Source organism: Luteimonas sp. A611 (genome assembly GCF_054072715.1).
In genome coordinates, this window is the sequence record NZ_JBSVRP010000001.1 from 2,059,988 (window position 1) to 2,085,041 (window position 25,054).

Sequence of the window (25,054 nt, forward strand, 5' to 3'; positions counted from 1 at the left end):
TAGACGTGCAATGACACAAGTCGGCAAGACCCTCCCGAAGTCCACGCTCGAACTGCCGCTGGCGCTGTCCGGTGGCGCCAACGCCACGCTCGCCGATTACGCCGGCCGTTGGCTGGTGCTGTACTTCTATCCGAAAGACTCCACGCCCGGCTGCACCACCGAGGGCCTGGATTTCAACGCGCTGCTGCCGGACTTCCACGCACTGGGCGCGGACGTCCTCGGCGTCTCGCGCGACTCGGTGAAATCGCACGACAACTTCTGCGCCAAGCAGGGCTTTGCCTTCGCGCTGGTCAGCGATGGCGACGAGAAGCTCTGCCGTGCTTTCGACGTGATCCACGAGAAGAACATGTACGGGCGCAAGGTGATGGGCGTGGTGCGCAGCACCTTCCTCGTCGCGCCCGACCACCGTCTCGCCATCGAGTGGCGCGGCGTCAAGGTCGCCGGCCATGCCCAGGCCGTGCTGGATGCGCTGAAGGTCGCGCAGCACACGTGATTCCCATTGCCGACCGCCCCGACCGCCGCCCTGCCCCGCAGGTCGCGGCGGCGCGCGGCCGTGCCCGTCTTTCCGTCGCCAGGAGGCGAACATTTCGATGATGACCCACGGCAAGCGCGTCTACGTGCTCGACACCAACGTCCTGATGCACGACCCCACCGCGCTGTTCCGGTTCGAGGAACACGACGTGTTCCTGCCCATGCAGGTCATCGAGGAACTCGACAACGGCAAGAAGGGCACATCCGAAGCCAGCCGCAACGCGCGCCAGGTGAGCCGCTTCATCAATGAGCTGATCGAGGCGCACGGCAGCGACAAGATCGGGACCGGCCTGCTGCTCCAGCGCCCCAACGGCCTGCAGCTGCGCGGCGCGGCGAGCATCGGCAAGCTGCGTTTCCAGACCACGATGCCGAAGGAGGACAAGACCTCGTTTGGCGCGGTCGCGCCCGACAACCGCATCCTCGGCGCGATCCTGCAGCTGCGGCGCGACGAGCCCGAGCTGCCGGTCGTGTTCGTGTCCAAGGACATCAACCTGCGGATCAAGGCCGCGATCGCCGGCCTGGTCAGCGAGGACTACGAAAACGACCGCGCGCTCGACGACTTCAGCCTGCTCTACACCGGTGCCAACGCGCTGCCGGAAGACTTCTGGACGCGCCACGGCAAGGACCTGCGCTCCTGGACCGATCGCGGCCGCACCTACTACGAAGTCGCCGTCGACGAGGACAGCGACTGGCATCCCAACCAGTACCTGTACCTGCCCGGCGACGACGACGCCGAGTTCCGCGTGGCCAAGGTCGACGAAGGCAAGGCGGTGCTGCAGATCGTCGACGACTACCGCCGCAGCCAGCACGCGGTCTGGGGCATTTCCGCGCGCAACCGCGAGCAGAATTTCGCGCTCAACGCGCTGATGGACCCGGAGATCGACTTCGTCACCCTGCTTGGCACCGCCGGCACGGGCAAGACCCTGCTCGCGCTGGCCGCAGGCCTGGCGCAGACCATGGACCAGCAGCGCTACCGCGAGATCATCATGACCCGCGCGACGGTGAGCGTTGGCGAAGACATCGGCTTCCTGCCCGGCACCGAGGAGGAGAAGATGACGCCGTGGATGGGCGCGCTCACCGACAACCTCGAGGTGCTGACCCACAACCAGGAAGGGGGCGCGTGGGGACGCGCGGCCACCAACGACCTGCTGGCCTCGCGGATCAAGATCCGTTCGCTCAACTTCATGCGCGGACGCACCTTCCTCAGCCGCTGGCTGATCCTGGACGAGGCGCAGAACCTCACGCCCAAGCAGATGAAGACGCTGATCACCCGCGCAGGGCCCGGCACCAAGATCGTCTGCCTGGGCAACGTCGAGCAAATCGACACGCCCTACCTCACCGAAACCACGTCCGGCCTGACCTACGCGGTCGACCGTTTCAAGAACTGGGCGCACAGCGCGCACGTGACCCTGCGTCGCGGCGAGCGCTCGCGGCTGGCGGATTACGCCTCGGAAGTGCTGTAGGAGTCAGCGGCACGCTGCCCTTCAGCAGCGCCGCGCGAACGGACAGTCCTGCTTCGGGAGCCGGACTTGTCATCCCGAGCGCAGCGAGGGATCTGCTCATGATGCCCTAAGGCAGATCCCTCGCTGCGCTCGGGATGACAGCCTCAGGACGGCGTGACAGTCCGCGGCCATCCGCGCGACAAGGCTACGGACGCGATGCACAATACCGGCATGAGCCGACGCGGGACCGAAAAAGCCGCCCCGAAGCCCAGCCGCGCAGACAGCCGGCCCAGCCTGCGCGAGCGCTTCGACGCGATGCGCAACCTGCCGCCGTTCCTGCGCCAGATCTGGGCCACCAGCCCTGCGTTGAGCATGACCAGCCTCGGCCTGCGCGTGATCCGCGCGTTCCTGCCGATCCTCACGCTCTACATCGGCAAGCTGATCATCGACGAGGTGATCCGGCTGGTCGGGCTGGGCCTTGGCTTCGACTCGATCGGCGAGGCCTGGCGCGGCGGACAGCTCGAACACCTGCTGTGGCTGCTGGTGATCGAGTTCGGCCTGGCGATCCTCTCCGACCTGCTCGGGCGGATCGTGAGCTATGCCGACGCGCTGCTCTCGGAGCTGTTCACCAACGCTACCAGCGTGCGCCTGATGGAGCACGCGGCCACGCTCGACCTGGAGGATTTCGAGGACCCGGAGCTGCAGGACAAGCTCGACCGGGCGCGCCGCCAGACCATGGGCCGCATGAACCTGATGGGCCAGCTGTTTGGCCAGGTGCAGGACGCGATCACGGTGGTGAGCTTCGCGATCGGCCTGCTGGTCTACGCGCCCTGGCTGATCGTGCTGCTGGCGGTGGCGCTGGTGCCGGCCTTCCTCGGCGAGGCGCATTTCAGTGCGCTGAGCTATTCGCTCAACTTCCAGTGGACGCCCGAGCGCCGGCAGCTCGAGTACGTGCGCCAGACCGGCGCCAGCGTCGAGACCGCCAAGGAAGTGAAGATCTTCAACCTGCACCGCTTCCTGGTGGACCGCTACCGGACGCTGGCAGACAAGTTCTTCCTCGCCAACCGCGCGCTCGCGCGGCGGCGCGCGTTCTGGGGAGCGCTGCTCGCAGCGCTGGGTACGCTCGGCTATTACGTCGCCTACGGCTACATCGCCTGGCGCACGGTGCGCGGCGACTTCACCATTGGCGACCTGACCTTCCTCGCCGGCAGCTTCCGACGGCTGCGCCAGCTGCTCGAGGGCCTGCTGATCGGCTTCTCGCAGGTGGCCGGGCAGGCGCTGTACCTGGACGACCTGTTCTCGTTCTTCGAGGTCGAGCCGGAAATCACCTCGCCGGACAACCCGCGGCCATTCCCCAGCCCTATCGCGCAGGGCTTCGTGTTCGAGGACGTCGGCTTCCGTTATCCCAGCGCGGAGCGCTGGGCGGTGCGGCACATGGACTTCGAGCTGCGCGCCGGCGAGGTGCTGGCTTTGGTCGGCGAGAACGGCGCCGGAAAGACCACGCTGGTCAAGCTGCTGGCGCGCCTCTACGACCCGGACGAGGGCCGCATCCTGCTCGACGGCCACGACCTGCGCGAATACGACATCGACGCGCTGCGTGCCAATATCGGCGTGATCTTCCAGGACTTCGTGCGCTACCACCTCACCGCCGGCGAGAACATCGGCGTCGGCCAGATCGACCGCATGGATGACCGTGCCCGGATCGAGGACGCCGCACGCCGGGCGATGGCCGACGAGGTCATCGACGCGCTGCCGGGCGGCTACGACCAGTTGATCGGCCGCCGCTTCAAGACCGGCGTCGACCTGTCCGGCGGGCAGTGGCAGAAGATCGCGATCGCACGCGCCTACATGCGCGATGCGCAGGTGATGATCCTCGACGAGCCCACCGCCGCGCTCGATGCGCGCAGCGAGTTCGAGGTGTTCCAGCGCTTCAAGGAATTGTCCGACGACCGAACCGCGGTGCTGATCTCGCACCGCTTCTCCAGCGTGCGCATGGCCGACCGCATCCTGATGCTGGCCGACGGCCGGGTCGAGGCGAGTGGCACCCACGAGCAGTTGATGGCGCAGGGCGGGCGCTATGCGGAGCTGTTCGAGCTGCAGGCGGCCGGGTATCGGTAGCCGGCCCGCTCGTGGACCACTGTAGGAGCGGCTTCAGCCGCGAATCGCGACCATCGGGCGCGTTGCTGCGGATCCAGCGATCGCGGCTGAAGCCGCTCCTACGCCGGTCTGTGGACAAAGTGTCACCCCTTAGCCACCTGGAAGATGAGAGCCAGTCTCATCCATTCGCTATAATTTGTGGCTGACTCTTCCGACCCCCTTTCCCATGTCCTCCGCTTTCGGCACCGAGACGGTGCTGGACGTCCGCCACTGGACGGACAGCTACTTCAGTTTCACCACCACCCGCGACGACGGTTTCCGCTTCGAGAACGGCCAGTTCGTGATGATCGGGCTGCAGGTCGCGGGCAAGCCGCTGCTGCGCGCGTACTCGATCGCGAGCGCGAACTGGGAGGAGCAGCTGGAGTTCTTCAGCATCAAGGTGGCCAACGGCCCGCTGACATCGCGCCTGCAGCACATCCAGCCCGGCGACGAAGTGCTGATCGGTCGCAAGCCGACCGGCACCCTCCTGATCAGCGACCTGCATCCCGGCCGCAACCTCTACCTGCTGGGCACCGGCACAGGCCTGGCACCGTGGATGCCGGTGATCAAGGATCCGGAGACCTACGAGCGCTTCGAGCGCGTGATCGTCGCCCACGGCGTGCGCAGCGCGGGCGACCTCGCCTACCGCGACTACATCGTCAACGAGCTGCCGCGGCATGAGTTGCTGGGCGAGCAGATCGCGCGCCAGCTGCTGTACTACCCGGCGGTGAGCCGCGAGGCCTTCGAATGGCAGGGCCGCGACCAGCGCGGCCGCCTGACCGACCTGCTCGACAGCGGCCGCATGGCCGCCGACCTCGGCCTCGACCCACTCGATCCGGCGAAGGACCGCGCCATGATCTGTGGCAGCACGCAGATGCTGGCCGACTTCCGCGCGATCCTCGACCGCCGCGGCTTCACCGCCGCACCGCGCATCGGCACGCCGGGCGACTATGTGTTCGAGCGCGCCTTCGTCGAAAAATAGCGCGTCATCCGCGCCGGTCGCGATGCCGGCCGGGTTGCAGCAGCGCCAGCAGCTCGGCCTCGTCCACCGCCGGGATGTGCGCGCCAAAGTGGCGGTCGATCAGATCGACCAGGGCCCGGGCCCACAGTGCGTTCCATGCGCTGCCGGCGTGACCATCGGCCAACACCGCATGCGAAGGCGCATCGCCCTGCGTATTGCTGACGCGCATGCGCCCGCCGATGTTGACGTCACGATAACGCGGCCGTCCATCCGGGCCGCGCGACCCCCACAGCGCTGCGAACCAGGCCCGGTCGTCGAAGAACGCGATGCGGGAATCGCGCACCGCCATTGCCCGCAACGCGTCGTCATAGCGGTCCAACGCGGTGGCGATGTTGCGCAGCGCGGCAGGCGCACGCGGGGCGAGCGCGGCGTCGCCGATGTTGCTGTTGTCGAAGATGCCGACCAGCACCACGCGGGTATGCGGATGGCTGTGGTGCACGTGATGCACGGCCTCGCGCATGGCCGAGATGCAGCGGGTGATCGTGCCCGAAAGCTCCGGATCGTCCGGGTTGGTGGCGAGCCGTTCGAGGCTGTCGCTCTGTCCGAAACTGTTGACGCCGATACGGATCACCACCACTCCGCTACGCCACGCGTCCGGTTCCTCGTCCATCAGGCCGACCAGTTGTGGCACCTGTCGTTCGCCTCCCATCAGGCTCTCGCAACGGGCGCCGGAAACCGCGAAGTTGTAGCGGAAGTCCTCCTTTTCCGGCGCACGCGCCGACAGGCCCACCCATCCGGCGGCCCGTGCGATGGCGCCGGGACTGCCGTGGTGCGCCCATTCGCCCTGGTCGATCCAGCCGCTGCGCAGGCGCTGCAGGGCCTCGGTCCACTGCCAGGTGGTGGCGTGGTGAGCGCCGCCACGGGCGCCGTCGTTCCCGCTGAAACGCAGGCGATCGTGGTAGGAATGGCTGTCGGAGTCGCCGACGACGGCGAGCCGGATGCGCGCACCTTCCTCCAGCGCCGCGTGCGCCGCCCCTGTTGCGAGCGACAGTGTGAGCATCAGTGCGCAGGCCAGCTTTTTTGCGGTGGGGTCGATTGCCATGGCGGAGCCAACGCAAAGCCATGCGCGGCCCGGACATATCCAGGTCGGCACCACGGACGGCGCGCTGCCCGCTGGCCCGTTCGGGGGTAGCGCATCCGACGCCGGAGGGACGGGTAGAATCACACCAACATTCGGAGAACCCCGCAAATGAAGATCCTGGTACCGGTCGACGGTAGCGACACAAGCACGCGCGCCCTGAAACACGCCCTGGGCCTGGCCAAGTCGTTGGCCAAGCCCGGCAAGGTGGTGGTGGTTGCGGTCGACGACACCCTGTTCCCGGGCGTGGAGCGCAGGATCGGCGCCGAAGCCGCGCGCACCCTGCACGCCGAGAACTTCGAACGCATGTTCGCACCTGCGAAAAAGGCGCTGGCCCGCAGCAAGGTCCAGGTGAGCTTCGTCGAGAAGGTGGACGGCATCGCCGAGGGCATCCTCGATGCCGCGGCCAAGCAGAAGGTCGACCTGATCGTGATGGGCTCGCGCGGCAGCGGCGCGATCAAGGGCACCCTGCTCGGCTCGGTCTCGATGAAGGTGCTGGCCGGCATGCCGGTGCCGGTCACCATCGTCCATTGACCTTGCGCGCCGCGGCTCAGCCTTGCGCCAGCGCCGCTTCGATGTCGGCGCGCAGCGCGTCGGGCGTTTCGGTCGGCGCATAGCGCTTGCGCACGCGACCGTCGCGGCCGACCAGGAACTTGGTGAAGTTCCACTTGATCGCGTCGATCCCGAGCAGGCCGCCCTTCTCGCGCTTGAGCCATGCCCACAGCGGATGCGCGCTTGCGCCGTTGACCTCGACCTTGGCGAACATCGGGAAGTCGACGCCGTAGTCGAGCGTGCAGAACGCGCGGATCGCGGCCTCGTCGCCGGGCTCCTGGTGGCCAAACTGGTCGCAGGGGAAGCCCAGCACGACCAGGCCGCGTTCCCGGTAGTCGCGCCACAGCTGCTGCAGCCCCGCGTACTGCGGGGTGAAGCCGCATTTCGAAGCGACGTTGACGATCAGCAGCACCTTGCCGGCGTAATCGGCCAGCGCCACCTCGTCGCCATCGATGCCCGTCGCGGAAAACCCGTGCGCGGTAGTCATCGCGCGCCATCCGCGGCCTGCACGCGCAGGGGTTCGGCAAACGGGCGGATGCCCAGCTCGGTGAGGATTTCCGCCGGGTAGTAGGCGGTCTGGCCCTTGATCACAGTGACCACCTTGCGGATGTCGGCGATGTCGGTGGTCGGGTCACCGTCAACCAGCACCAGGTCGGCCTGCTTCCCGGGCGCGATGCTGCCCAGCTGCTCCAGCACGCCGGAATACTTCGCGCCGTTCCAGGTCGCCACCTGCAGCGCTTGCGCCGGCGTCAGCCCCGCGCGCACGTACAGCGCCAGCTCGTGCTGCAGGGTGAAGCCAGGCACCTCGTCGGTGCCGGCCACCAGCGGCACGCCGGCACGGTACGCGCGCCCGACGAACTCGACCATCCGCTGGAACGACTCGCGATAGCGCGCCCCGGTTGCGTCATCGGGAATGTCCATCTCCGCGGCACGACGGCCACGCTGCACGTCCGGCGGCAGGTGGTCCTCGATGCCGGCGAAGATCGGCGTGATCTCGCCGTTGCGCTGGTGCAGGAACTCGAACGTCGCAAGCGTCGGGTCGAGCACGATCTGCTTCGCTGCGAGCGTGCCGATGAAGTCCTGCACCGCATCGGAGTCGAGGTCCAGGTCGATGGCCTCGCGCGCGGGCAGGTAGAAGCGCTCGAGCGTGCGCGTGTCGGTGTCGGGCTTGACCAGGAAGTTCAGCACCACCTGGTTGATGTGGTTCAACTCGTCGAAGCCTGCATCGACCGCGTCCTGCGCGCGCAGGAACACCGGCACATGGCCACTCACGCGCAGCCCCTTTTCGTGCGCGTAGGCCACGGTCGCCGGCAGGATTCCCTTCGGGAACGAGTTGTAGATCTTCAGCTGCGGGTAGCCATTGGCCGCATACCAGTCGATTGCCTTCTTCGCCCCATCGAGGCCCCCGACCACGAACCCGTTGCGCGCGGACTGCTTGCTCTCGCCCTCGAGGAAGCCGGCGGCGACGATGCGCGGCATCAGCAGCGTGCCGGCGCGCTCTTCGGCCATCACCTGCTGCAGGGTGGCGTTGTCGTTGCCCATGTCGCGCACCGAGGTGACGCCCGCGGCCAGCTGCAGGCCGCCGCCCCAGCGGTCGACGTGGGTGTGCATGTCGAACAGCCCAGGCAGCAGCACGCGCCCGCCCGCATCGATGACGTGGTCGGCCGCGGCGACATCCGCGCCGGCCGCCAGCACCGATACGATCCGTCCATCGGCCAGCCGCACGTCCGACGCCACGCCCAGCCGCACCTGCTCGCTGTCGAACACGCGCGCGTTGCGGATCAGGGTGCTGCCGGCAAGCGGGTGCGCCAGGCGCTGCTGCAGCGACACCAGCGCCTCGGCTTCCGCGGCCTTCTGCGCCGTTTCGAGCGCGTCGGCATTGCCTTCCCAGCCGGCCTCGATCATCTGCATGAAGCCCGGGAAGATGTAGGCGAACAGGCGCGGCCGCGCCTCGTCGGTGGCCCAGGCGAAGGTCGGGGTGAAGCCGATGCCGGTAATCGCCACCAGCTGCACCGTGCGGGCTTCGTCGCCCCTGCGCACCTGCGCTTCGGTCACCTTGCGCACGCTCAGGGTGCCGCTGGGGATCAACGGCAGGCGCCCGTCCCCGCGAGCGGCAAGCGCCGAGAGCGCAACCGATGCCACCGCAGGCGTCCCGCCCAGCGGCGAGTACTGCGCGCCGTCGGCGACGCGTTGCTCGCCCTGGTCGGAGGTCGATTTCCAGCGCGCGACGCCATCGAGCAGTTCGAACTGCTCGTCGACCGGTGCGCCGTACGTGGAGATTCCGGCCACACGGTAGCGGCGGAACGTGCCGTCATCGTTGAGGGTGAACTCTTCCTTCAGCTCGGGTCCGCGGCCGTTGTCCTTGAAGATGAATTCGGTCCGGACCACGCCGTCCTCGCCGGTGGTCACCGTCTGCTGGCCGGCCTGCTTGCCGCCGTCCACCAGTGCCACGTAGCGCAGCGTCTCGGCCGCCCCGGCGGTACCCGCCAGGCCCAGGGCCAGCAGCAGGAACAGGAACCTGTCGCACTTCATGCAACCCCCGATGCCGCGCCGCGGCCGTGTGAAGAGATCCCCGCCGTCGAGGGAGTGTAGCGCTGGACCTGCCCCCTCCGCGCAACCCGGCCATGTGCCGTTTGTCAGGGGCCTGGTCAGCCGCCATCGGCTACCCTTGGGTTTTCCAGTTTCACGAGGATTGCCCATGAAGCACCCGCTCGCTGCCGCCCTGGCCATCGCGCTGACCGCCGCCGTGTCCACCGGGGCCACCGCCCAGACCACCGCCGACGGCCCCGTGAACGCGACCGCTGCCGCCAGCCCCGAGGCGCAGGCGGCCAATCCCCTGTTCGTGCAAAGCCCGCTGCCGCTGCGCTACCCGCAGTTCGACAAGCTCAAGGACGAACACTTCGCGCCGGCCTTTGACGCGGGCATGGCGCGCAACCTGGAAGAGATCCAGCAGATCGCCACCGTGAAGACGGCGCCGACCTTCGAGAACACGATCCTGGCGCTGGAGAAGTCCGGCCAGCTGCTGGACAACGCGCGCCGCATCTTCGGCAACCTCAACGGCACCGACACCAACGACACGCGCAAGCAGATCAACAACGAGTACGCGCCGAAGTTCGCCGCGCACCGCGACGCGGTCATGCTCAACCCGCAGCTGTTCGAGCGGGTGCAGGCCGTCTACAACCAGCGCAACGAGCTTGGCCTCGACGCCGAGGGCGTGCGCCTGGTCGATGAGTATTACGACAGCTTCGTCCGCTCCGGCGCCAAGCTCTCCGAGGCCGACAAGGTGCGCCTGAAGGAGATCAACTCGCGCATGGCCGCGCTCGGCACGCAGTTCTCCAACAACGTGCTCGACGAGGTCAACGACTCGGCGGTGCTGGTGGACGACGCGTCCGAACTGGCCGGGCTCAGCGAGGGGCAGATCGTCGCAGCCGCCGCGGCCGCGAAGGCCAAGGGCCAGCACGGCAAGTACCTGCTGACCCTGCTCAACACCACCGGCCAGCCGCTGCTGCCGCAGCTGGACAACCGGAGCTTGCGCGAGCGCATCCACAAGGCCTCGGTGGTCCGCGGCAGCCGCGGCAACCAGTGGGACAACACCGGCATCGTCGCCGAGGTGCTCAAGCTGCGCAGCGAGCGCGCCAAGCTGCTGGGCTACGACACGCCGGCCGAGTTCGTGCTGGCCGACGAGACCGCGGCCACCGTCGAAGCGGTGAACGAGATGCTCGGCCGCCTAGCACCCGCCGCGGTGGCTAACGCGCGCCGCGAGGGCGCCGACCTGCAGGCGATGATCGACCGTGAGCAGGCCGCCAAGGGCGAAGCCAGCTTCAAGCTCGAGCCCTGGGACTGGGCCTACTACACGGAGAAGGTGCGCAAGGACAAGTACGCCTTCGACGACAACCAGCTCAAGCCCTACTTCGAGATGAAGAACGTGCTCGAGAACGGCGTGTTCTTCGCCGCGACCGAGCTGTACGGCATCACGTTCAAGGAACGCAGCGACCTGCCGAAGTACCACGCCGACACCCTCACCTACGATGTCTTCGACAAGGACGGCAAGCCGCTGTCGATCTTCATCTTCGATCCCTATGCGCGTCCGTCCAAGCGCGGTGGCGCGTGGATGAACTCCTACGTCGGCGAGTCCGAACTCGAAGGCACGCTGCCGGTGGTCGCCAACCACCAGAACATCCCCAAGCCGCAGGCGGGCGAGCCAACCCTGCTGACCTGGGATGAAGTCACCACCATGTTCCACGAGTTCGGGCACGCGCTGCACGGCATGTTCTCGGACGTGAAGTACCCGTACTTCTTCATGAACGTGCCGCGCGACTTCGTCGAGTTCCCTTCGCAGGTCAACGAGATGTGGGCCGATTGGCCGTCGATTCTGGCCAACTACGCCAAGCACCATGAGACCGGCGAGCCGCTGCCGAAGGAACTGCTGGACAAGAAGATGGCCTCGGCCACCTTCAACGAAGGGTTCGCCACAACCGAATACCTCGGCGCGGCCATGCTCGACCAGTACCTGCACCAGTTGCCGCAGGACAAGCTGCCGGCGGCCGGCGAGATCGTAGCGACCGAAGCGGCTGCGCTGAAGTCGGTCGGACTGGACTACGCACCGGTGCCGCCGCGCTATCGCACGCCCTACTTCAGCCACATCATGGGCGGCTATGCGGCGGCCTACTACGCCTACATCTGGTCGGAAGTGCTGGACGCCAACACGGTCGAGTGGATCAAGGCCAACGGCGGCCTGAAGCGCGAGAACGGCGACCGCCTGCGCTCGACACTGCTCTCGCGCGGTGGCGCCAAGGATGCCAAGCAGCTGTTCGTCGACTTCACCGGTCACGAGCCCAGGATCGAGCCGCTGCTGAAGAAGCGTGGCCTGGATGCGGCACCGACGGCGAACTGATCCGCGCCATCGCAGCACAGGAAACGCCGCCGGTCATCCGGCGGCGTTTTTCGTTCTGCAGGCGCAATGCTCCGGTTAGGATCGCGATATGTCCGCGATCCCCGAACCTGCGCCGCGCGCCGGATCAGCCGAAGCCCTGCGCGAATGGATTGCGCGCCATCGCCGCATCTTCGTGCTCACGGGTGCCGGTTGCAGCACGCAATCAGGCATCCCCGACTACCGCGACCGCGACGGCGAGTGGAAGCGCACGCCGCCAATCACCTTCCAGGCCCTGACCGGCAGCGAGGCCACCTACCGCCGCTACTGGGCGCGCAGCAGCGTCGGCTGGCCGCGCTTCCTGTCGGCCCGTCCCAACGCCGCCCATGCCGCACTGGCGGCGCTTGAACAGCGCGGACAGGTGCGAACGCTGCTCACCCAGAACGTCGATGGCCTGCACCAGCGCGCCGGCAGCCAGCGCGTGATCGACCTGCATGGCCGCCTCGACGACGTTGTCTGCCTGGGCTGCGGCGCACGCAGTCCACGCGAACGCATCCAGTCCGATATCCAATCCGCCAATCCCGGCTGGCAGTCCCGCCTTGCCCGCACCGCACCGGACGGCGACGCCGACATCGACGACAGCGCCGTCGACGGCTTCACCCCGCCGTACTGCATACAGTGCAGCGGCCTGCTCAAACCCGACGTGGTGTTCTTCGGCGAAAGCGTCCCGCGCCAGCGCGTGGCCGATGCGCAGCAGGGCCTGCACGAATCCGACGCACTGCTCGTGGCAGGATCCTCGTTGATGGTCTGGTCGGGCTTCCGCTTCGCACGCATGGCGGCCGCGATCGGCCTGCCGATCGCGATCCTCAACCAGGGCCGCACCCGCGCCGATTCCCTCGCCACCCTGCGCATCGACGCGGACATCGCCACATCCCTGCAGGCGACCCTGCGATGACGCTTCTCCGCCGCCTTCTTCTCGCCGCGTACGTTCGGCGCGCAGCGCTGCTGCCGTATCCAGAAGCGAGCAGGCATTGAGTCTGCTGTGGCGCGATATCACCCGCGCACGCCGCGCGCGAAATCCACCTTGACCATGCTTCGGCGCCCTCTGGCGAGTGCACCCGCTGAAGTCTGCCGGCGGATCTAGTTTGCGGCGACCGATCTCGAAAACAGCGGCTGGTACGCCGACGCCACATGCGGCAGCAGCACCGCGGCAGGCACTTCAACGGTCTGCACGCCATCCGAGTACGGCCCCACCTGGTAGGGCGGGAACACGAAACGCAGGGCGACCACGCTGCCGTCGGCGCCCATCACGGGTTCGAACTGTGCGAAGTTGTCCGGTTCGGGTGCCGTGCCCTCCTCGATCATGCGGCCGGCCGAGCGCATCACGCGCGCGCGCTCGCCCGGCTCAAGCTCGTCGGCGTCCACGCGCTGCGACAGCGCCGCGTGCAACTGTTCACGCACGTACGAGGACACCTCCCGCCACGCACTCGCATCGGCGACCAGGTCGGCCGGCGTGAGCAGGCGGTCCTCCTGCGGCAGCCAGACGAAACGCGCGATGAGCGGCGTGCCGTGCGCGCCGCCGGTATAGCTGCCGCCGTCGGCGGCCACGGCGAACACCTGCGGCGTGTCGGCGATCACCCTGAACTCCAGCGCCAGGTCGTACATCGCGGTTGCGTCCGGCCCGAGTCCCTCGACCGCCTGCATCACCTCGGCGCGTGCCGCATCCGCGTAGTCCTTGAGCAGCACGGCCAGCTTGGGATAGCGATCCACGCCGTCGGGCCAGGTGATGCCGATGATGTAGCGCGGATCGGTTTCCACCACATCCTCGAGCACCACGGGCGCCGCTGGTTCTTCCTGCGGCATCGGCGCCTGCGTGCCGGGCACGGCGGATGCACCCGGCTGGGTCGGCGCTTCAGGGCGGCAACCCGCCAGCGCGCACACGACGAGGATCGTTACCAGTAACCGCTTCATGAGTCCCCCTGCTGGGATGGCGGCATGAACATGCACGCCAACGCTTTTGTAACTCCGCGCGCGTGCAGGGGCGGTCAAGGTTGTCCGAGCAGGCATGGGACGATAGGGCCGGATGCTTGGCGGGCGCGGCCGCACGAGCATGCAACACCCTCCTTCGGTCGGGATCGTCCCGGGGCGGGGGTTGCTCCCCGGCTCGGTCAGCCATCCATGGCTGACTCGCCGCCGCAGCGCATCCATGCGCTGCTTTCCGCAACCCCCGCCCCGGAACGACTATCGTCCAGTCACTGGCGTGGCTTCGAAAAAGCTGGCCATCGAAGCATCACGGCAGCAGTCGCAGTGAGCCGTGCCCTGGCGACCAATCCGAAGCACGCGCGGGACTTCCAGCAACCGTGTCCATCCTTCTCCCTCGAATGGGAGAAGAACCACGAAAAAGCCCCGGGTGTCTCCACCCGGGGCTTTCTGGCATTGCCTGAGCGACGTGTCGCTTAGACCGGCTGTACTTCGTCAGCCTGCAGGCCCTTCTGGCCCTGCACAACCTTGAAGGTGACCTGCTGGCCTTCCTGCAGCGACTTGAAGCCGGTGCCCTGGATCGAACGGAAATGGACGAAGAGGTCCTGGCCGCTTTCCGGCGTGATGAAGCCGAAGCCCTTGGCGTCGTTGAACCACTTGACGGTACCGGTCTGACGTTCGGACATGCTGCTACTCCTTGAAACTGGACAGTGGATGGATACCGGGCCCTGTCAGGGATGCCTGGACTGTATCGAGCAAGGGGTAACGCGAACGATGGAGCGGATCGCCTGGAGCAACCGCCGGGGGGGACGGCTCGTGACTCTTGTGATCTACCGCATCGGAGTCACGATGTACCGTGATCCCGGCCTTGAACAGTTCGCGAAAGATACCAAACTTTTGCGGAAAGTGTAAATCCCGATTTGTCAACCGGTTACCAGTCCTCGCGGCCCGGCAGCAGGCCTGCCAGCTCGGCATCGGTGAGATTGCGCCACTGCCCCGGTTTGAGGTGGGCAAGCCTGACGCTACCGATGCGAACGCGCTGCAACTGTTTGACTCGCAAGCCGAAATGCGCCGTCATCAGGCGAATTTGCCGGTTCAACCCCTGCGTCAGCACGATCCGGAACCCGAAGCGCCCCAGCTTGGCGGTCTTGCACGGCAGCGTGGTCTGGCCGTGGATGGGCACTCCGCGGCTCATTCCACGCAGGAACTCGGGCGTGACCGCGTGGTTCACCGCCACCAGGTATTCCTTCTCCAGCCCGTTCTCGGCGCGGAGGATGGCGTTGACGATATCGCCGTTGCTGGTCAGCAGGATCAGCCCCTCGGAGTCCTTGTCCAGGCGCCCGATCGGGAAGATCCGCTGCTCGTGATCCACGAAGTCCACGATGTTGTCCTTCACCGCCGACTCCGTGGTGCAGGTGATGCCGACCGGCTTGTTGAGCGCGATGTAGACGTGGCGGCGGCCGCGTGCGGCGGCACGCTGTTTCAGCGGCTGGCCGTCCAGCAGCACGGCGTCGCCCTCGCCCACCTCGGCGCCGATGCCGGCGCGCTGGCCGTTCACGGTGACGCGGCCTTCGCCGATCAGGCGGTCGGCCTCGCGCCGGGAACAATGGCCGGTGTCGCTGATGTAACGGTTGAGCCGCATGGGTCGCACGGGTCGTGGGAAGACGCGCAGTCTCGCAGATCGCGTGCTGCGCGGGCCATCCGTCGCGACCTGGATGCGTCCAGGTCCGGGACGGCGCAGTGCTCCGGAAGGCCCGCAACGGCCCCCGGCCTGCACTACGGCCACCGCATTCGCGCGCCGGCTCAGTCCCCGACAACGAGGTCGGCGTACTCCGGGTGCCGTTCGACCCAGGACGCCGCGTACTCGCACTGGGTTACGACCTGCCACCCTTCCGAACGCGCATGCTCGAACGCGGCACGTACCAGTTGTCCGGCGATGCCGCGTCCGCGCAGGGCGTCCGGGACCAGGGTGTGCGTGATCCGCATGCGGTCGCCTTCCAGCGTGTAGTCCACGACGCTGCGATGGCCATCCGTCTCCACACTGAAGCCACGTCCCTCCAAGTGTTCGATACCCATCGCGTCCTCCCGATCAGATGCAGCCGCACGGCCGCAGGCGGCTGCGCTTCGAGTCAGTATGCGCGCGACCAGCCAGGTGCTGACCTCCAGCGTCAGCCAGTATCTTGACGGCGATCACGGTTCACTTTGGCACGCAACGTGCTTCCAAGCAGGGAACGGACACCATTTTGCAAGGGGAACACCATGATCGACAGCAGCACGCGGCATGAGGCGGTCAACCGCCTGTTCGATCTGGTTCGCAATGGTGACGTCGACAACCTGGAATTCTCGCAGCTCGACTCGCTGATCTACGGCGGTCTCGAGCAGACCTACCGGGTCACCGACACCGACATCGAACACCACCACGTGCAGACCAGCGCCGTCTGACCGCGCCGCCGGCAACCTGCCGCGCCGGGCATGCCGGCGCGCCGCATCCGATCATCCGCCCAGCGTTGGACTGAGCAGCCGGGCCAGGAACGTGCTGGCCACGCGTGGCTCCATCAGCACCGTGAACAGGATCCCGTAGGCCGCGCCCCACAGGTGCGCGCTGTGGTTGACGTTGTCGCCGCCGCGCCGGTCCATCCAGATCGAGTAGCCGATGTACAGCGCCGCGTACACGATTGCCGGCACCGGGATGAAGAACACGAAGATCAGGCTCCACGGCGCGAACAGGATGAAGCTGAAAAGCACCGCAGAGACGGCCCCCGACGCGCCAAGGCTGCGATAGTTCGCGTCCTTCTGGTGGCGGAAGTAGGTCGGCATGATCGCCATCACGATGGCCGACAGGTAGAACGCGGCGAAGCCCAGGTGTCCGATGCGGTCCACGAACACCGGCTCGATCGCGCGCCCGAAGAAGAACAGCGTGATCATGTTGAACAGCAGGTGCTGGCTGTCGGCGTGGATGAAGCCGTGGGTGACCAGGCGGTCGTACTGGCGGTGGCGGTCGATCGCCGGCGGCCACAGGATCAGGCGGTCCAGCAGGACGCGGTTGTTGAACGCCTGCCAGGAGACCAGCACGGTCACGCCGATCAGGATGAAGGTGACGATGGACATGCGAAGGTTCCTGCGACGTCAGCTGGCGATGCGGTAATTGTCCTGCATCGGGTAGCGCCGCGCATACAGCGCGAACGCAGCGGCCGCGACGAAGGCGAATGCGGCGAAGAAGAACATCAGGAACGCCGGTTCGCTCATGCCGGTCTGCACGATCAGCGCCTTGAAGCCGTCGTTGCGCACGCCGGCGTTGGTCAGCAGCACCCACAGGCTGCCGAAGGTGCTGGTGAGATACCAGAACGCCATGATCACGCCCTTCATCGCGTGCGGCGCCTGGCTGTAGGCGAACTCGAGCGCGGTCGCCGAGACCAGCACCTCGCCGAAGGTCAGCAGCAGGTAGGGCAGCGATTGCCAGGCCAGCGAGACCTCGGCGCCGCTGTCGATCCACAGCTGCAGCAGGCCGGCCACGATCCACGACACGCCCGAGATCGCGATGCCCCAGCCCATCCGCCGCAGCGCGGTCACCACGAATCCCATCCGCCGCAGCAGCGGGTACAGCACGATGTTGTTGAACGGGATCAGCAGCATCACCAGCAGCGGGTTGAGCGCCTGCATCTGCGCCGGCTCCAGGATCAGCCGGCTCGGCCACCACCACTGGTCGTGCGGGATCACCATGGCGTTGCCCTGGATGATCCAGGTCGAGGCCTTCTGGTCGAACAGTGACCAGAACGGCGTGACCAGCGCGAACACGATCAGGATCCGCAACACGGCGCGCACGCCGTCCACCGCCGCATCCGGATGCAGGCCACGCGCCCGCTCGAGCTGCAGCGACGCGCCCCAGCCGCCAAAGGCGATCAACACGCCCAGCGCCAGGCAGGCGGTGATGACGAAGCCGAACGCGTCCGGCCACGGCACACCCGCGCCGATCGCATCAAGCGCCCACAGCGCCAGCATCAGCGCGGCGACCGTGACGCCGCTCCAGGCCACGATCGCGCCGGCATTGCCCTGCCCCACGCGTCGCTCGCGCAGCGCGGTGCGGATCACGTTGAGGAACGAGTGCGGGTCGTTGCCCGACGGTGGCACGTTGACGTACTGCTTGCGGCCCAGCCAGAACATCACCGTGGCGATGAACATCAGCACGCCCGGCACGCCGAAGGCGACGGCCGGACCATAGTGGCGCAGCAGCAGCGGCGCGAACAGCGAGGCGAAGAACGAACCGAAGTTGATGATCCAGTAGAACGCGTCGAAGACCAGCTTGGCCTTGTCCTTGTTGGTCTGGTCGAACTGGTCGCCGCAGAAACTGACCACCAGCGGCTTGATGCCGCCCGATCCCAGCGCAATCAGGAACAGGCCGGTGAAAAATCCGGTGCGGTTGCCCTCGAACATCGCCAGGCAGGCGTGGCCGGCGCAGTAGATCAGCGAGAACCACAGGACGGTGTTGTACTTGCCGAAGAAGCGGTCCGACAGCCAGCCGCCCAGCAGCGGGAAGAAGTACACGCCGATCACGAAGGTGTGGAAGACCTCCTTCGCCATCGCCTCGCGCTCGCTGCCCGCGGGCAGGTACTGCAGCAGTACCGAACTGATCAGGAACGGCACCAGGATGTTGCGCATCCCGTAGAAGCTGAAGCGCTCGCAGGCTTCGTTGCCGATGATGTATTTGATCTGGCCGGGCATCCGGCCCTGGGCCGGGGGAACCGGCGTGGCGCTTGTGCTCATGCGGGTGTTCCGGGGAGAAAGTCCCGCAGGCTAGCCGATCCCGGGCCCAGTCGCCCATGCGGTCCGTACCATTGACACATGGCCCCGGCGCGACGCGCTGGCATCATCGCGGCACCGTTCCCGCATGAGTCACGATGAAGCAGCCCATCCTCGCCGCCCTCCTCGCCGTCCTGGCTACCGCCCTGCCCGCCGCAGCACAGCCGCCCCTGGCCACCGTGGCCGAGCGCAGCGGATTCGTGAAGACCGGCCGCTACGACGAAACCGTGGCGCTGTGCGCGGCCTTCGAGCAGCGCCATCCCGAGGCGGTGCGCTGCATCGATTTCGGCACCAGCCCCGAAGGCCGGCCGATGAAAGTGCTGGCTGTCTCGCGCAGCGGCGCGCTGACGCCCGAGGCCGCACGCGCACGCGGCCTGCCGGTGGTGCTGATCCAGGGCGGCATCCACGCCGGCGAAATCGACGGCAAGGACGCCGGGTTCCTGGCGCTGCGCGAGGCGCTGGCCGGCGAGGCCGCGCCCGGCGCGCTGGAGCAGCTGGTGTGGCTGTTCGTGCCGGTGTTCAACGTCGATGGTCACGAGCGCTTCGGCGCCTGGAACCGCCCCAACCAGAACGGACCGGAGGAAATGGGCTGGCGCACCACGGCGCAGAACCTCAACCTCAACCGCGACTACGCCAAGGCCGACTCGCCGGAGATGCAGGCGATGCTGCGGCTGGTCGAAGCCTGGGACCCGATCGCCTACATCGACCTGCACGCCACCAACGGCGCGCAGTTCGAACACGACGTCTCGATCCAGGTCGAACCGCTGCACGCCGGCGACGAGGCGCTGCGCCAGGCCGGCCTGGCCCTGCGCGAACGCACCATCGCCGACCTGGCCGCGCAGGGCTCGCTGCCGCTGCCGTTCTATCCCTCGTTCGAGGACTATCAGGACCCGGCCTCGGGCTTCGAGGATGGCGTTTCGCCGCCGCGCTTTTCCACCGGCTACTTCCTGCTGCGCAACCGCCTGGCGATGCTGGTCGAGACGCACTCGTGGAAGCAGTACCCGGTGCGCGTGCGCATCACCCGCAACACCATCGTCTCGGTGCTGGAGCAGGTGGCGCGGCACGGCCGCGAATGGATGGCGGTGGCGCAGGCGGCCGATGCGCGTGATCTGTCCGGCCAGCCGGTCGCGCTGGATTACCTGGCAACCACGGACAGCCGCATCATCGATTTCCGCGGCTATGCCTACACGCGTACGCCGTCGGAGGTGTCCGGGGCGCCGATGACCCGCTATGACACGACCACGCCACGGGTGTGGCAGGTGCCGCTGCGTGACGTGGTCGTGCCGCACACGGTCGTCGAAGCCCCGCGTGGCGGCTACCTCGTGCCGGCGGGCTTCGCCGACATCGTCGCCGCGAAGCTCGACCAGCACGGCGTCCGCCATCGCCGCGTCGACTGCCGCCCGGACTCCAGCCCGTGCGAGGCGCTGGACGTGCAGGTGTTCCGGGCCGACGCCAAGCGCTTTGCCGGGCAGCCCCTGGAAGGGCGCCAGCGGCTGACGATCGAGGGCGAGTGGCAGCCGGAGTCGCGTGCGGTGGGCGGCGGCGCGCTGTTCGTGCCGATCGCGCAGCCCAAGGCGCGCCTGGTGATGGCGCTGCTCGAGCCGCGGGCGCCGGATTCCCTGCTGCAGTGGGGCGTGTTCAACAACGCCTTCGAAAGCAAGGAATACATGGAAGCCTACGTGGCCGAGGCGGTGGCGCGCGAGATGCTGGCGGCGGACCCGGAGCTGAAGCTGGAGTTCGAGCGGCGACTGCGCGAAGACGAAGCCTTCGCCAGCGACCCTTCGGCGCGGCTGCAGTTCTTCCACCGACGGCACCCGTCCTGGGATGAGCGCCTGGACCTGTATCCGGTGCTGCGGGTCGATCACGTGCTGGAGTAGCGCAAGCTTCGGCGCGCGCCTGGCGACCTGCGGCCCCCACCCCAACCCTCCCCCGCAGCCGGGGGAGGGAGCAGCGCGCGGGCCGGGCGCAACTTCACGCCGACGCGCAACGCTTCGACTCCCTCCCCCGCGGAGCAGCGCGCGGGCCGGGCGCAGCGTCACGCCGACGCGCAACGTTCGGCCCCCTTCCCCGCTTGCGGGGGAGGGTTGGGGTGGGGGCCACCGGAGCCGCCAGCCCCGCCGTTTGCGTTCATCACCACGAAGTCGGACATTGGCCATCCCCCGTCTCCAGGGAAGCCCCATGCGCATCGCCCACCCTTGCCTCGTCCTGGCCCTGTCGCTCGCAGCCGGCTGCCAGCCGGCCCCGCCACCAGCGTCGCCGGACGCCGTGGCGGTAGACCCCGCCTTGGCGGACGCACCGCCAAGCGGCACGCCCGCAGCGCCGCTTCCCGACTCCACCACGGCCAACTTCCGCTGCGGCGACGTGCTCGCCAACGCCAGGTTCGACAACGCCAGGGGCGAACTCACCCTGACCATCGCCACCCGCCGGACGGTCCTGCCGCAGGTGATGGCGGCGTCGGGCGCCCGCTACGCCGACGCGCAGGGCAACGAGTTCTGGAACAAGGGCGACAGCGCCACGCTGACCCTCGGCGGCCAGACCCTCGACTGCCGCGTCACCGACGAGGTTTCGCCCTGGGACGAGGCGCGCGCGCGCGGCGTCGCCTTCCGCGGATTGGGCACCGAGCCGTTCTGGTCACTGGAGGTGGACGCCGGACCGACGCCACGGATGCGCCTGGCACTGGACATGGGCGAACGCCCGCTCGTGGTGGCGCAGGCCACGCCGCTCGAGGCGGGCGAAGGCTTCCTCGGTAGCGCCGACGACGGCAGCGCGGTTGAACTGCGGATTACCCGCGGCAGCTGCAGTGACGGCATGAGCGACCTGGACTATCCCGCGTCCATCGCGCTGACGGTGGGCGCCGAAACGCTCAAGGGTTGCGGAGCGTTCCTCGACGAATGACGGTCACGAACTGCAGGAGAGGGCCGAACACCCGGCCCGGTTGCGCGCCCAGTCCGGGCGCCTGGCCGCCAGGTCTTCGCGACCGGGCTGGTCGGTGTAGGGCCGGCGCATGACCTCCAGCAGCTCGGCGATGCCCGACGGATCACCGGCCGTGGCCTGGTCGATCGCCTGCTGGGCCAGGTAATTGCGCAGCACGTATTTCGGGTTGGCCGCCTGCATGCGCGTAAGGCGCGCAGCAGGATCGAGCGTGTCGCCGCGCAGCCGCTGCGTGTAGTCGTCGAGCCACTCGTCGAAGGCGGGCGCATGTGTCTCGCGCAGCTCCGCGTCGTAGAACGCATCCGCCAGTGGCTCGAGCGAAGGCGCGTCGAGGTCGATGTCCGCCAGCGCGCGGAAGAAGATCGTCATGTCCACCTGCGCCGTCTGCATCAACGCCTGCAGCCGCTCCATCCGGCCCACATCGTCTTCGCGGCAGTCGGCCAGGCCGAGCTTGGCCGCGATGTTTGCGCGGTCGCCGGCCTGCCAGGCCTGGGCATAGCGATCGAGCCCGGCTTCCAGCACCGCGAGATCGTCGAACAGCGGCGTCAACGCCTGCGCCAGGCGCGACAGGTTCCAGTGCGCCACCCGCGGCTGCCATCCAAAACGGTAGCGACGGCCCTGCGCGTCGGTGGTGTTGGGGGTCCAGTCCGGATCGTAGTCGTCGATCCAGCCATAGGGGCCGTAGTCGATGGTGAGGCCCAGAATCGACATGTTGTCGGTGTTGAGTACGCCGTGCACGAAGCCCACCCGCATCCAGCCCGCGACCATGTGCGCGGTGCGTTCGCAGACTTCGTTGAACCATTCACCGAACAGCGCCTCGGTGAATACCTCCTGCGCGCGCAGCGCATCCAGCGGCTGCCCAGCGCGGCTGCCGAGCAGGTGCGGGAAATCCCGCCAGATGCAGAATTCCGCGAGCTGGCGCAGCAGTCCGCTGTCGCCGCGCGAATACGGCAGCTCGAAGTGGCCGAAGCGCAGGAACGAGGGCGCGACGCGGCACACGATCGCGCCCGGCTCGGGCGCCGCGTTGCCGTCGTAGAACATGTCGCGCACCACCGCATCTCCCGTTGCCACCAGCGACAGCGCGCGCGTGGTGGGGATGCCCAGGTGGTGCATCGCCTCGCTGCACAGGAATTCACGGATCGACGAGCGCAGCACGGCGCGTCCGTCGGCGCTGCGCGAATACGGCGTGGGGCCGGCGCCCTTGAGCTGGAGTTCGTGGCGCGTCCCGTCGGCCGGCACCGCCTCGCCGAGGCTGATGGCACGACCATCGCCAAGCTGGCCGGCCCACTGGCCGAACTGGTGGCCACCGTAGTTGCCGGCAAACGGATCCATGCCCGGGAGCAGCACATTGCCGCCAAAGACCCGGGCGAACCCGTCCGAATGCAGCCAGCCCTGGTCGATGCCCAGCATGGCGGCGACTTCGGCCGAATGCGCCAGCAGCCGCGGGGCGGCCACGGGCGTGGGCTGGACCCGCGACCAGACGGCCTGCTCCACCTGGCGCCGCCGCGGCCCCTGCTCCGGATCGCCGGGCATTTCGCGCAGCAGCGCGTTGTCGAAACCGGGCGCGTACACGTTCAGCAGGCCCCGGTCCTGCGGCGGGGCCGCAGGAGGACGGGGTTGGGAAGGCTCGTGGACCGGGTCATTCGAAGGCACGTGTGGATGGAGCGCCCATCCTAGCCGCAGCACTGTCTGCAGCGCGCGACGCCGCCCTGACGCAGCGACGCGTACACTGTCTCCCCGATTTTCAGGACCGGCTCGCCGGATTCCATGAGCGCCGAAGCCCCGCCCACCAGTTTTTCCGATTTCGCACTCTCGCAGCCGTTGCTCCAGGCGCTGTCCGACGTCGGCTACGAATCTCCATCGCCCATCCAGGCCGCGACCATCCCGCCGCTGCTGGCAGGTCGCGACGTGCTCGGGCAGGCGCAGACCGGCACGGGCAAGACCGCCGCTTTCGCCGTGCCCGCGCTTGCGCGGCTCGATCCGGCCGCGCGCAAGCCGCAGGTGCTGGTGCTGGCGCCCACGCGCGAGCTGGCCATCCAGGTGGCCGAGGCATTCCAGAAATACGCCACCCACCTGCCCGGCTTCCAGGTGCTGCCGATCTACGGCGGCCAGGGCTATGGCCCGCAGCTGGCCGCGCTCAAGCGCGGCGTGCAGGTGATCGTCGGCACGCCCGGGCGCGTGATCGACCATCTCGACCGCGGCACGCTGGACCTCTCCGAACTGCGCACGCTGGTGCTCGACGAAGCCGACGAAATGCTGCGCATGGGCTTCATCGACGACGTCGAGACGGTGCTGAAGAAGACGCCCGCGACGCGCCAGGTGGCGCTGTTCTCGGCGACCATGCCGAGCCAGATCAAGCGCATCGCGCAGACCTACCTCAAGGACCCGGTCGAGATCGCGATCAAGTCGCAGACCACCACCGCGCCCAACATCCGCCAGCGGGTGTGGATGGTCAGCGGCACCAACAAGCTCGACGCGCTCACCCGCATCCTCGAGGCCGAGCCGTTCGAGGCGATGATCGTGTTCGCACGCACCAAGCTCGGCACCCAGGAGCTGGCTGATCGGCTGGCTGCGCGCGGGTTCGCTGCGGCCGCGATCAACGGCGACCTTGACCAGAAGCAGCGCGAGAAGACCATCCAGTCACTCAAGGACGGCCGCATCGACATCCTGGTGGCCACCGACGTGGCCGCGCGCGGGCTGGACGTGGACCGCATCAGTCACGTTCTCAACTACGACATTCCCTACGACACCGAAAGCTACGTGCACCGTATCGGCCGCACGGGCCGCGCCGGCCGCAGCGGCGAAGCGATCCTGTTCGCAGCGCCGCGCGAGCGCGGCATGCTCGGCGCGATCGAGCGTGCGACCCGGCAGAAGATCGAGCCGATGCAGCTGCCGAGCGTGGACACGGTGAACGAACGCCGTGTCGGCAAATTCATGGACCGCATCACCAGCGCGCTCGAAAGCCCGGACCTGGCGCTGTACCGCGACCTGGTCGAACGCTACGAGCGCGACCACAATGTGCCCGCCGCCGAGATCGCCGCCGCGCTGGCGCAGGCCGTGCAGGGCGATACGCCGCTGCTGATCGCCGCGCCGCCACCGCGCAAGGACCGCGACGACGGCCGCGGTCCGCGCGAGCGCATGGAGCGGCGCGAGGCTTCGACCCCGTTCGCGGCGAGACCCCCGATCGCCCGGGGTCGGCCCGAACGCGCGCATCACAACGCCGGCGAAACGTTGTTTGCCACGCCGCCCGAAGCCGGGCAGCCGCAAGCCGCGTCGCCGACACCGCCGGCAGCGCGGCGCGAGCCCGCCACGCGCGACGCGCGTCCGGCGTCCGCGCCCGAGCACGGTTTCGATACGGAGACCTTCCGCATCGAGGTCGGCCACATGCATGGCGTGCAGCCGGGCAATATCGTCGGCGCCATCGCCAACGAGGCGGACCTGGAGAGCCGCTACATCGGCCGCATCGACATCCGCGAAGACCACAGCCTGGTCGACCTGCCGCAGGGCATGCCGCGCGAGGTGCTCGAGCACCTGAAGAAGGTGTGGGTGTCCGGCCAGCAGCTGCGCATGCGCCACGCCAGCGAGGACGAACGCGGACCGCCGCGCGGCAGGCCCGGCCCCAAGCCGGCAGGCAAGCCGCGCAGCAAGGGGGGGCCGCCACCGCGCGGCGCGAAGCCGGGGCCGCGCGGGCGCCGGGACTGATCCCGGCTCCGCGG

The 25,054-nt window shown here is 68.2% G+C and carries 21 protein-coding genes; 11 read left to right on the top strand and 10 right to left on the bottom strand.

Going from position 1 to position 25,054, the window contains the following annotated elements; all coding sequences use genetic code 11:
- Positions 1-10: 10 nt before the first annotated feature.
- The 4 genes from ACW5EG_RS09215 (at position 11) to ACW5EG_RS09230 (ending at position 5,091) form a co-directional block, all read left to right on the top strand.
- Complete coding sequence (locus ACW5EG_RS09215; protein WP_457020071.1) at positions 11-493, top strand: peroxiredoxin; 483 nt, start codon at positions 11-13, stop codon at positions 491-493.
- 100 nt (positions 494-593) lie between these two features.
- Positions 594-1,994: a PhoH family protein gene (locus tag ACW5EG_RS09220; RefSeq protein WP_457020072.1), complete on the top strand. Its 1,401-nt coding sequence runs from the start codon at positions 594-596 to the stop codon at positions 1,992-1,994.
- Between the two features lie 210 nt (positions 1,995-2,204).
- On the top strand, positions 2,205-4,091 hold the full coding sequence (locus ACW5EG_RS09225; protein WP_457020073.1) for an ABC transporter ATP-binding protein: 1,887 nt from the start codon (positions 2,205-2,207) through the stop codon (positions 4,089-4,091).
- Positions 4,092-4,296: 205 nt separating this feature from the next.
- Positions 4,297-5,091 (top strand): ferredoxin--NADP reductase, encoded by a 795-nt coding sequence (locus tag ACW5EG_RS09230; RefSeq protein ID WP_457021305.1) that lies wholly within the window; start codon positions 4,297-4,299, stop codon positions 5,089-5,091.
- Between the two features lie 4 nt (positions 5,092-5,095).
- Here ACW5EG_RS09230 and ACW5EG_RS09235 read toward each other — a convergent pair whose 3' ends face one another.
- Positions 5,096-6,172 carry a hypothetical protein gene (locus ACW5EG_RS09235; protein WP_457021306.1) on the bottom strand — a complete coding sequence of 359 codons (1,077 nt, stop codon included), beginning with the start codon at positions 6,170-6,172 and terminating at the stop codon, positions 5,096-5,098.
- Between the two features lie 147 nt (positions 6,173-6,319).
- Here ACW5EG_RS09235 and ACW5EG_RS09240 point away from each other — a divergent pair, with 147 nt between their 5' ends.
- Positions 6,320-6,742: a universal stress protein gene (locus ACW5EG_RS09240; RefSeq protein WP_457020077.1), complete on the top strand. Its 423-nt coding sequence runs from the start codon at positions 6,320-6,322 to the stop codon at positions 6,740-6,742.
- Between the two features lie 16 nt (positions 6,743-6,758).
- Here the strand turns inward: ACW5EG_RS09240 and ACW5EG_RS09245 are convergent, their stop codons facing one another.
- Entirely contained in the window at positions 6,759-7,247 is a 489-nt protein-coding gene (locus tag ACW5EG_RS09245; RefSeq protein ID WP_457020078.1) for a glutathione peroxidase, read from the bottom strand.
- Positions 7,244-9,292: an amidohydrolase family protein gene (locus ACW5EG_RS09250; protein WP_457021307.1), complete on the bottom strand. Its 2,049-nt coding sequence runs from the start codon at positions 9,290-9,292 to the stop codon at positions 7,244-7,246. The genes ACW5EG_RS09245 and ACW5EG_RS09250 overlap by 4 nt, the downstream gene beginning before the upstream one ends.
- 166 nt (positions 9,293-9,458) lie before the next feature.
- Here ACW5EG_RS09250 and ACW5EG_RS09255 point away from each other — a divergent pair, with 166 nt between their 5' ends.
- Both ACW5EG_RS09255 and ACW5EG_RS09260 read left to right on the top strand, forming a co-directional pair.
- Complete coding sequence (locus tag ACW5EG_RS09255) at positions 9,459-11,654, top strand: M3 family metallopeptidase (RefSeq protein WP_457021308.1); 2,196 nt, start codon at positions 9,459-9,461, stop codon at positions 11,652-11,654.
- An 88-nt stretch (positions 11,655-11,742) separates the two neighbouring features.
- The gene (locus ACW5EG_RS09260; protein WP_457021309.1) at positions 11,743-12,585 is read left to right on the top strand and encodes an NAD-dependent protein deacetylase; all 843 of its coding nucleotides are present in this window, start codon (positions 11,743-11,745) and stop codon (positions 12,583-12,585) included.
- Between the two features lie 185 nt (positions 12,586-12,770).
- On the opposite strand, the gene ACW5EG_RS09265 is transcribed toward ACW5EG_RS09260, so the two are convergent.
- The 4 genes from ACW5EG_RS09265 to ACW5EG_RS09280 all read right to left on the bottom strand — a co-directional run bounded on the left by ACW5EG_RS09265 (position 12,771) and on the right by ACW5EG_RS09280 (position 15,686).
- Positions 12,771-13,601 (bottom strand): hypothetical protein, encoded by an 831-nt coding sequence (locus ACW5EG_RS09265; protein ID WP_457020083.1) that lies wholly within the window; start codon positions 13,599-13,601, stop codon positions 12,771-12,773.
- Between the two features lie 485 nt (positions 13,602-14,086).
- Positions 14,087-14,296 (bottom strand): cold-shock protein, encoded by a 210-nt coding sequence (locus ACW5EG_RS09270; protein WP_457020085.1) that lies wholly within the window; start codon positions 14,294-14,296, stop codon positions 14,087-14,089.
- Between the two features lie 245 nt (positions 14,297-14,541).
- Positions 14,542-15,252 carry a pseudouridine synthase gene (locus tag ACW5EG_RS09275; protein ID WP_457020107.1) on the bottom strand — a complete coding sequence of 237 codons (711 nt, stop codon included), beginning with the start codon at positions 15,250-15,252 and terminating at the stop codon, positions 14,542-14,544.
- Positions 15,253-15,413: 161 nt separating this feature from the next.
- A complete protein-coding gene (locus tag ACW5EG_RS09280; RefSeq protein ID WP_457020086.1) occupies positions 15,414-15,686 on the bottom strand; it encodes a GNAT family N-acetyltransferase in 273 nt (90 codons plus the stop codon).
- A 183-nt stretch (positions 15,687-15,869) separates the two neighbouring features.
- Between ACW5EG_RS09280 and ACW5EG_RS09285 the strand changes: the two genes are divergently transcribed.
- A complete protein-coding gene (locus tag ACW5EG_RS09285) occupies positions 15,870-16,052 on the top strand; it encodes a hypothetical protein (RefSeq protein WP_457020087.1) in 183 nt (60 codons plus the stop codon).
- 51 nt (positions 16,053-16,103) lie between these two features.
- Here ACW5EG_RS09285 and ACW5EG_RS09290 read toward each other — a convergent pair whose 3' ends face one another.
- Positions 16,104-16,712 (bottom strand): rhomboid family intramembrane serine protease, encoded by a 609-nt coding sequence (locus tag ACW5EG_RS09290; protein ID WP_457020108.1) that lies wholly within the window; start codon positions 16,710-16,712, stop codon positions 16,104-16,106.
- Between the two features lie 24 nt (positions 16,713-16,736).
- The gene (locus tag ACW5EG_RS09295) at positions 16,737-18,371 is read right to left on the bottom strand and encodes a POT-type proton-dependent oligopeptide transporter (protein WP_457021311.1); all 1,635 of its coding nucleotides are present in this window, start codon (positions 18,369-18,371) and stop codon (positions 16,737-16,739) included.
- Positions 18,372-18,505: 134 nt separating this feature from the next.
- Here ACW5EG_RS09295 and ACW5EG_RS09300 point away from each other — a divergent pair, with 134 nt between their 5' ends.
- Positions 18,506-20,284, top strand: coding sequence for a M14 family metallopeptidase (locus ACW5EG_RS09300; RefSeq protein ID WP_457021312.1), 1,779 nt, complete (start codon positions 18,506-18,508; stop codon positions 20,282-20,284).
- Between the two features lie 301 nt (positions 20,285-20,585).
- Positions 20,586-21,302, top strand: coding sequence for an MliC family protein (locus tag ACW5EG_RS09305; protein ID WP_457020091.1), 717 nt, complete (start codon positions 20,586-20,588; stop codon positions 21,300-21,302).
- A gap of 3 nt (positions 21,303-21,305) precedes the next feature.
- Here the strand turns inward: ACW5EG_RS09305 and ACW5EG_RS09310 are convergent, their stop codons facing one another.
- Entirely contained in the window at positions 21,306-22,871 is a 1,566-nt protein-coding gene (locus ACW5EG_RS09310) for a protein adenylyltransferase SelO (protein WP_457021421.1), read from the bottom strand.
- Positions 22,872-23,105: 234 nt separating this feature from the next.
- On the opposite strand from ACW5EG_RS09310, the gene ACW5EG_RS09315 reads away from it, so the two are divergent.
- Entirely contained in the window at positions 23,106-25,040 is a 1,935-nt protein-coding gene (locus ACW5EG_RS09315) for a DEAD/DEAH box helicase (protein ID WP_457020092.1), read from the top strand.
- Positions 25,041-25,054: the final 14 nt, after the last annotated feature.